The organism is Amycolatopsis sp. NPDC089917, from assembly GCF_040684635.1.
Taxonomy (GTDB): Bacteria; Actinomycetota; Actinomycetes; order Mycobacteriales; family Pseudonocardiaceae; genus Amycolatopsis.
Genome location: NZ_JBFBGL010000078.1, coordinates 25,870 through 33,661 on the forward strand (window position 1 = coordinate 25,870; position 7,792 = coordinate 33,661).

Genomic DNA, 7,792 nt, shown 5'->3' on the forward strand with positions numbered 1-7,792 from the left:
GGTGGCTCAGTGGCTGCTCGACGCGGCGGCCATCGCGGCGATGGCGACCTGCGTCCGGACGATGGCCTTGCGCACCGCGGGACTGATGGCCTGGCCCTGCGAGATCGACCCCATCCGCTCCCGGATCCGCTTGCGTTCGCCGGTGGGTACCGCTCGTTGCCACAGCTTCGCGGCGTGCAGCACACCGATCAGCGCGGCGGTGCGTTCGTCCGGGTCGTGTCCTTTGAGGACGGTCGCGGTCAGCCTGACACGGATACCGGTCGCGACGGAGGTCTCTTTCAGTGGATAGCGGTGCGCCGGGACCATGCCGAGCAGCCAGGTCCGCCTCCGGTGGAGCACGCCGCGGTCGACGAGCGCGGCGATGGTGCGATCGGGTGCGCCGCCGCGCGCCCGGCGCAGCGCTTTCGAGACCTTCACCCCGTCGGCGATGTCGGCGAGCACGGCGTCCAGGTGCCCGACCCCGGTCGCGACCGGCTCCAGCACGGTGACGATGTCGTTGTCGCCCAAGGTGATCCGCTGGATGAGGGCCAGTTCGACGATGATCGCCCCGGCCACCGCCCAGTCGAGGCCGAGGCGCATCTTGCCTCCGCCGGTCTCGCTGTCGAGGGCGATCAGGACGACTTCTTCGGCGATGGTGAGTTCCGGCACGCCGTTCCCTTTCCTCTGTGCTGTGAAAGTGCGGGTTCACCGGACGGCGCGAAGAGGAGCGCCGGCCTGATGAAGGTGCCGGAGCGCTTGCCGGTAGGAGTCCAGGAAGCCGGTTTCGGTGTACGGGACACCGATTTCGGCGCAGTACTCCCGGACCACCGGCGCCGCCCGGCGCAGGTTCGGCGAGGGCATGCTGGGGAAGAGGTGGTGCTCGATCTGGTAGTTCAGCCCGCCGAGCGCGTTGTCCACGAGCCGGCCGCCGCGCACGTTGCGTGAAGTCAGCACCTGCCGACGCAGGAAGTCCGGCCGCTGGTCGCCGCTGAACATCGGCATGCCCTTGTGGTTGGGCGCGAAGATCGAGCCCAGATAGATCCCCCACAGTCCCTGGTGCACCGCGACGAAGACCAGTGCCTTGAGCGGTGTCAGCACCGCGAAGACCACCCCGAAGTACCACGCGAAGTGCGCGACGAGCAGGCCCGCGTCGAGGAACCGGTGCTTCAGCTTCGACCGGAAGACCGCGCGGATCCCCGAGTAGTGCAGGTTCCAGCCTTCGAGCGTGAGCAGCGGGAAGAACAGGAAGGCTTGCCATTTCCCGATGAACCGGGGCAGTCCGCGGCTGGCCCTGGCTTGCGCCTTCGACCAGACCAGGATGTCCGGCTCGACGTCGGGATCGAGTTCGGCATGGTTCGGGTTGGCGTGGTGGCGGGTGTGCTTGTCCATCCACCAGCCGTAGCTCAGGCCGATCGCCAGGTTCCCGGCCAGCCTGCCCGTCACTTCGCTCGGCGGCCTGGTGCGGAACACCTGGCGGTGGGCCAGATCGTGCGAGACCAGGGCGATCTGTCCGAACGCGACGGCGAGCAACGCGGCGACGGTGAGCTGCCACCAGGAATCGCCGATGCGGGCGAACGCCACCCAGCCGCCCGCGAACAGCAAGGCGACCGCGGTAAGTCTGATCCCGTAGTACGCCGGGCGCCGTTCGAGCAGGCCGAGAGCGGAGATGCGGTGGGACAGGCGCGCGAAGTCGCTGGCGGTTCGCGCCGCCGGACGGGTGCTGGGAGTCATGATCGCCTAACCAAGGTGCGTACGGTGTAGTGAACTACTGCGTACGGTGTCTCAGAATGGGTCGATCGGTCAACATTTTCCCTTGGAAACACGCAAAGAAGTGCACTAGTCTAGTTGAAGTGGACTAGTTCACTTCAACGGTGTCGGCGAGAGGAACGGGAGGAAACGCATGTCGTCCGGAGCTCAGCCGGAACCGCTCTACCTGCGCATCGCGGGGGAGATCGAAGCCAGGATCCGGTCCGGTGATCTTCAGCCAGGAGAGCGGCTGCCGTCCATCCGGCAGATCGCGGACCGCTGGCGGATCGCGATCGCGACCGCGACCCGGGTGCTGGCCACCCTGCGCGAAAACGGGCTGGTCGAAACGAAGGTCGGCTCGGGCACGGTGGTCAGCGCCTCCACCGCCCGGCCACCGCGGTCCGGCCGGGCCCCGGACTCCCTGCTGCCCCCGAGTCCGGTGCGCGGCGCCAAACAGGCACTGAGCCGGGAGCGTCTACTGCGGACCGCCATCGCGATCGCCGACGTCGAAGGCGTCGACGCCGTGTCCATGCGCCGGGTCGCCGCCGAACTGGAAGTGGGCCCCATGTCGCTCTATCGCCACATCGAGAACAAGGAGAACCTGGTGACGCAGATGGCCGACCTGGTCTTCGGCGAGGCGGAGCTACCCGATCCGGGACCCGCGGGATGGCGGGCCAAACTCGAACTGGTCGCGCGGCGGCAGTGGGCGCTGTGCTGGCGGCACCTCTGGCTGGCCAAGGTGATTTCGTTCACGAGGCCATCATTCGCGCCGAACATGATGGTGCACACCGAGTGGACCCTGCGCGCCCTCGACGACCTCGGCCTCCCGCTGCGCACGTGCATGCAGGAGGCGTTGGCACTGCACTCGCTGGTAATCAACGCGGCACTGTCCACAGCGGACGAAGTGGAGGCCGAGCAGGAGACCGGGGTGACGCTCGCCAGGTGGTTGCAGGCTCAGCAGGCGCGGACCGAGGAGCTGTTCGCTAGCGGGCGGTTTCCGTTGCTGGCGAGGGTGCACGAGGAAATGGCTCCCGACATCGACGAACTGTTCGAATACAGCCTCGGCAGGCATCTCGACGGGTTCGCGATCCTGGTCGGCGAGCCCTTTCCCGCGCGATAGGGCGCGATCAAGACAGTGATCGCCGCGAGTTCGTGCGCGCAGCCAGTCTTCGGGCCGAGAGGAGGGGCGGGAAATCCAGAGCCTCGGCCATGTCCATGAGTTTCCCTAGCCGGATGCGCCCCGTTCCCTGTCCGCAGCTCGCGAACATGAAGTCCTTCGAACCACTTCGCGAGCCGGTCGGAATCCTCGCGCCACTCGCGGCGATTCTCCAGCGTGCGGATCGGCCGGCCGTTGCCGTCACGAGCGTTGATCGAATCAGCTTCTTCGCGCATCAGGGAACTCGCACGTGCTCGCTCCATCGGCATCTTGCCTGAACCTGAGCCGCTCGCGGCGTGGACCTCCGCCCATGCCTCGCCAGGGCCCTGGGAAGCACATCCTGCGCGCCGGCCTCCGACCGAGTCACTCAGGCACGCCTGCGAAAACGGAGCCCGATGGCGCCGAGAAACATGAATAAAACTCGCAAAACGCGCCATGTCGGCAGTTCGAGAGCTATGTTGATCTTGAGCCGCCAAGGGGGCTCGAACCCCTGACCTTCTGTTTACAAGACGCCTCCCCCGCCATGTCGGCGAGTGCCGCGTGGTGACAAATTCTGACCATTCGCGCAGGTCAACGCGAACCTCTGACTGCGGCGAGTATCGCGTCGTGCCATGCCGTGTCGGGCTCTACGTCGGCAGCGGAGCCCAATCGGAGACGGCACTGGCCCGCGTTGCAGGCGACAGCTCGCGGCCGGCTGGATGAGAATTCAGCCCGCGCTGGATGCCACGTCCGCCACGAGGTGTGTGCCAAGCTCGCGGTCGCGCCGGACTTCGGTGCGACGCTCGGCGCCGTCCATGTCGATCGACGCGACGGCCCAGGGGAGGTTTGCGAGCTCGCGGACGCGTGGTTCGTAGTCGAAGTCGAGACCCTTATTCAAACCCCGGCCAACGACAGCAGGGTGGTGGTAGCGTCATCCTGTCGTCGCAGTGATCAGTAACCGAAAACCGGACCTGCTGCAGTTCGGCCGCCAGACGCTCGGTGAGAACGCCGGTTATCACCGAGCTGCTGGGCGGGCTCGGCGGTCCGGATCGCGGTCACGGTCCCCATCACACTCCTTGTTCCGGATAACACGTCGGTTCACTCCGCCCAGGTCGCTTTCCGGCCGGAGACGTCTTGTTCCGGATAATAGGACATTGTCTGGAACAAGCGGCTGCGCTGCGGACCACTACGGTCAGCTGAGATCGAGGGCCTTGACGACGTCCTGATGTGCAGCGCCAGCTTGCTGGGCGTGGAAGACGTCCGCATCCGATCGGGCATCGGCGCATTGCCGGAGCCTGGTGAGCACGTAGAGCCGGGCTAGGTGCGCGTCGGCTCGATTCTTGTCACTGATGCGGGGATCGACCGGACCAAAGGGTGCCTGTTCGGCGGGCAGGCCAGTTAGCCGTCGCGCCCATCGCCAGGCGAGTTCCGCCACGTCCCTGTCCAGTTCGTCTACTTCCGCCGCTGTGAATTCCCGTCGCCGCATGGCACTCAGTCTGATCTATCCCGTGACGAAGTGGCGACATCTTGCCCGAACGCTAACGCACTGGGGGCGGGTTACCGCATACGTCAGAAAGAGGACGCGGTGATGCTTGGCTGCTGGCCAGGGCCCGTCTGCGCTGCCGAACGGTCAGCCCGGCCGCCGCGAACCGGCTGCCGGACGTGGTCGAGAAGACGAGGAACGAGGGACCGGTCGACGCCTTCCGTCGAAATCCACCAACGCCCTGGGCACGACCCCTGGCCGTCACGAGCGTAGCCGTCACCTGGCCTGTCCTGCTCGGGCTGTTCGTGCACAACCTCCTGATCGGAGTGGACATCGACGCCGGCCCGCACAGTTCCTGCGGTGGCGTTGTTCAGCTGGTGGATACGTCGTCAATCACGAAGCTTGTCGGCAGTGAAGCATTCTCGGTACCGGTCCAGGTCAGGGTGACCGTTTGGCCCGCGAAGGCCGACAGATCGGCTGTGCGCAGCGCATATCCCGGAGCCTTGTTCAGGTTGGAGAACGTGGCGATCGTGGTGCCGTTCGCTGTCACGGTCAATGTGTCGTTCTGGGCCGTGGTGGTGGTCTCCGCGCTCTCGATGTAGAGGTAGTAGTTCAGTGTGCGCTTGCACCCGGCCGGGATCCGAATCGTCTGCGTCAACGTGTCCGTGTGGACCTCGCCGTAGCCGTCCAGCCACGCATACTGGGAACCGGTACGAGGTTTCTGGCCGCTGATGTTGCCGAGCACGGTGGACGTCCAGCCCCACGGGGAGGTGCCGTATTCGAAGCCACCATTGTCGATGAGATCACCACAGGGGCTGGGTCCGCCGGTGATGATGTAGGTGAACGTCGTCGAGCCGGTGTTCTGTGGTGACGCCGAATCGCGCACGTTGACCGTGACCGCGAACGTGCCGGCCTGGCTCGCTACTCCGGACACGACGGCGTGGGAACTGTTGGAGCTGATCACGAAGCCCGGAGGCAGACCTGAGGCGGTGAAGGTATACGGCGCAGTACCGCCAGTGGCCGTGATACGGACGCTGGCGCCCACGCCTACCCTGGCACTCTGGTTACCCGGGTTAGAGACAGTCAGACCGCCCTCCACAGATACCGGACCGGCCGTCGTCGTCTGTGCGTTCGGTAGCGCATCGAGGAACGACTGTGCTTGTGCCGCGCCGGTTGCGCTGACCGCGAAAACCGCGGCCAGCAGGCCGGAAACGACGACGACGAGAACACGTCTCAGTGACATTCGACAAATCCCCTCGTTGGATATGACAGCACCCAAATCCTCGATCACCGGCATCTACGGGAACGAGGTGCATTGGTTCTCGTGAACCGGGGACAAGAATCGACCGCACCCGCCATCCACGCAAGGGACGCCGAGCATTACCGCGTGAACGGACGGCCCAGCACACTCAGGCAGATCTCACTGCGTCACCACCACGACGACGGGAGACACATGACTGCACCACAGAGAACGCGTGAGCGTCGTACTGGCTCCCGATATCGATCACTTTGAGTACTGGCCGTCGCGGACAGGTTGCCTCGTGCGGGCTAGCGCTGGTCCTAAAGGCCAAAGTTGAGGTTCACGTCTATCACTACGTGGGAACGATGACGGCGATACCACCGGATGTCCCTGATCCACGGAGCGAAACTGCTGTGCCGGAGCACCGTTCTTTCCAGGCCGGAATACTACTCATCGCGTGACGTGCAGGAAAGATAGGGTTTGGCCACGATGCCGGACCGATTATCAGTGGCCGCTCCGACGCCGAAGCCTCCTGAACATATCGACGTTCGTGAGATTGACGGCGTGGGTGAGGACCGCTGCGAGCTGCTGTGCATCGATTTCGACCACGTCGAGGGCCTGCGCACGGCGCTGCCACCGGCGGACGAGCTGACGCGGCGGGCCGAGAAGTTGCGCGCGCTCGGGGACCCGACGCGTTTGCGGATCGCGCACGCCCTGCACATCGGCGACGAGCTGTGTGTCTGTGATCTGGCGTGGATCGTCGGGTCGTCGTCGCAGGGGCTGGTGTCGCATCACCTGCGGCAGCTGCGCTCAGCCGGGCTGGTGGATTCGCGCCGGGACGGGAAGCTGGTGATGTGCCGGCTCAACACGACCGGGCACCGGCTGCTCGACGCCGCCGTCGGCACGATCGTGGAAGGGGAACCGGCATGAGCGACATCTGCTGCGGCCCCGGCGAGGACGGTCACGACGAGACCGAGCGCCCGCAACGGGTTGTGAGAGGGCCGGGAGATCCAGTTCGCCGCCGTCGCCGGGGTGCTGCTCGGTGCGGGGTTCCTCGCGGGGTGGCTGGGCTCAGAGGTCACCGAGACCGTGCTGCACCTGACGGCCGCCGCGATCGGCGGGTGGACGTTCGTCCCCGGAACACTGAAAGCCTTGCGGCGTAAACGGATCGGTGTCGACACGCTGATGACGATCGCGGGCGCGCTGGTGCTGGGCCAGTTCGGCGAAGCGGCGATGCTGGCGTTCCTGTTCTCCATCAGCGAGGTACTGGAGGACTACTCCCTCAGCCGCACCCGCCGCGGCCTGCGTGCGCTACTCGCGCTCGTGCCTTACACGGTGACCGTGCTGCGCGCCGGGCGCGAAGCCGTGATCGCTCCGGCGGAGCTGCGGGCCGGGGACCGGATACTGGCCCGCGCCGGTGACCAGATCGCCGGGATCGCTTCTCCTTCTGGACACGAACGGTGGCCCTTTCCCAACGACGCAAGAGGCCGCGGTTCGCTTGCCCCACATCTCAAGCCCACCAAGCGGTTGCGGCTGCTGAGACTCGCGACGAGCTGGCCCCGGCGGCGAGGGGAGGGAGCTGCCGGGGCCAGGTTTGCTGAAGTCGTCGACGGATTGGTCTCCGTTACTGGGAAAGGAACTAGCGGGCTTCGATGACGGTCTTGAATTCCGCCGCGGCTCGTTCGACCTTGTTCTGCGGGTCGGCCAGCAGCGAGGCGACCGCTTCCCCCAGCTTTCCCGCCGGGGGCTCGTACTCGAAAGAGATCTCGACGCCGGTGCGGCCGTCGCCCTTGTCATCGAACCGGACGACGCCGGCGTTCTTCACATCCGGATCGGCGTCATCGACAGTGGCCCAGGCGATCTTGTGCGGTGCGGCGTCCTCGACGATCCGTGCCTCCCACTCCACCGTCGAACCCAGCGGACCATCGACCTTCCATCGGGTCCGGGTCGCGTCACCGTCCACGGCCTCGACGGTCTTGACATCGGAGAACACCTGCGGCAACCGGGTCAGCGACCGCCACCAGTCATAACAAGCCTGAGCCGGGGCATCGACCTCCACGTAATGCGCGACAGCGGCCACCACAACCTCCTTCGGGAACGACCAGCCGCGGTCACGGCTGATGTTCGGGACATAGCCGTTTCCGCCGCAACGGAAACCCGCGGCACCCCTGTGTGTGGTGGCGGGTGATGTCACAGCTCGCCGAGGTGT

At 66.0% G+C, this 7,792-nt stretch carries 8 protein-coding genes and 1 tRNA gene; 3 read left to right on the forward strand and 6 right to left on the reverse strand.

The genetic code is table 11. From position 1 onward, the window contains the following. Positions 1-6: 6 nt before the first annotated feature. Together AB0N89_RS36075 and AB0N89_RS36080 are read right to left on the reverse strand one after the other, a co-directional pair. A complete protein-coding gene (locus AB0N89_RS36075) occupies positions 7-648 on the reverse strand; it encodes a GPP34 family phosphoprotein (RefSeq protein WP_364214521.1) in 642 nt (213 codons plus the stop codon). Positions 649-684: 36 nt separating this feature from the next. After that, the gene (locus AB0N89_RS36080; protein ID WP_364214524.1) at positions 685-1,710 is read right to left on the reverse strand and encodes an acyl-CoA desaturase; all 1,026 of its coding nucleotides are present in this window, start codon (positions 1,708-1,710) and stop codon (positions 685-687) included. 169 nt (positions 1,711-1,879) lie between these two features. Here AB0N89_RS36080 and AB0N89_RS36085 point away from each other — a divergent pair, with 169 nt between their 5' ends. Then, positions 1,880-2,845, forward strand: coding sequence for a TetR/AcrR family transcriptional regulator C-terminal domain-containing protein (locus AB0N89_RS36085; protein ID WP_364214527.1), 966 nt, complete (start codon positions 1,880-1,882; stop codon positions 2,843-2,845). Positions 2,846-3,348: 503 nt separating this feature from the next. On the opposite strand, the gene AB0N89_RS36090 is transcribed toward AB0N89_RS36085, so the two are convergent. The 3 genes from AB0N89_RS36090 to AB0N89_RS36100 form a co-directional block, all read right to left on the reverse strand. Further along, positions 3,349-3,412, reverse strand: a tRNA-Leu gene (locus AB0N89_RS36090). A gap of 640 nt (positions 3,413-4,052) precedes the next feature. Then, on the reverse strand, positions 4,053-4,346 hold the full coding sequence (locus AB0N89_RS36095) for a hypothetical protein (protein WP_364214530.1): 294 nt from the start codon (positions 4,344-4,346) through the stop codon (positions 4,053-4,055). Between the two features lie 367 nt (positions 4,347-4,713). Next, on the reverse strand, positions 4,714-5,640 hold the full coding sequence (locus AB0N89_RS36100; RefSeq protein WP_364214533.1) for a hypothetical protein: 927 nt from the start codon (positions 5,638-5,640) through the stop codon (positions 4,714-4,716). Between the two features lie 507 nt (positions 5,641-6,147). On the opposite strand from AB0N89_RS36100, the gene AB0N89_RS36105 reads away from it, so the two are divergent. Both AB0N89_RS36105 and AB0N89_RS36110 read left to right on the forward strand, forming a co-directional pair. Beyond that, positions 6,148-6,513, forward strand: coding sequence for a metalloregulator ArsR/SmtB family transcription factor (locus AB0N89_RS36105; RefSeq protein WP_364214536.1), 366 nt, complete (start codon positions 6,148-6,150; stop codon positions 6,511-6,513). A 102-nt stretch (positions 6,514-6,615) separates the two neighbouring features. After that, the gene (locus tag AB0N89_RS36110; protein WP_364214539.1) at positions 6,616-7,239 is read left to right on the forward strand and encodes a hypothetical protein; all 624 of its coding nucleotides are present in this window, start codon (positions 6,616-6,618) and stop codon (positions 7,237-7,239) included. Here the strand turns inward: AB0N89_RS36110 and AB0N89_RS36115 are convergent. Next, a complete protein-coding gene (locus AB0N89_RS36115; RefSeq protein WP_364214542.1) occupies positions 7,223-7,663 on the reverse strand; it encodes an SRPBCC family protein in 441 nt (146 codons plus the stop codon). The genes AB0N89_RS36110 and AB0N89_RS36115 overlap by 17 nt on opposite strands. Between the last annotated feature and the right edge of the window lie 129 nt (positions 7,664-7,792).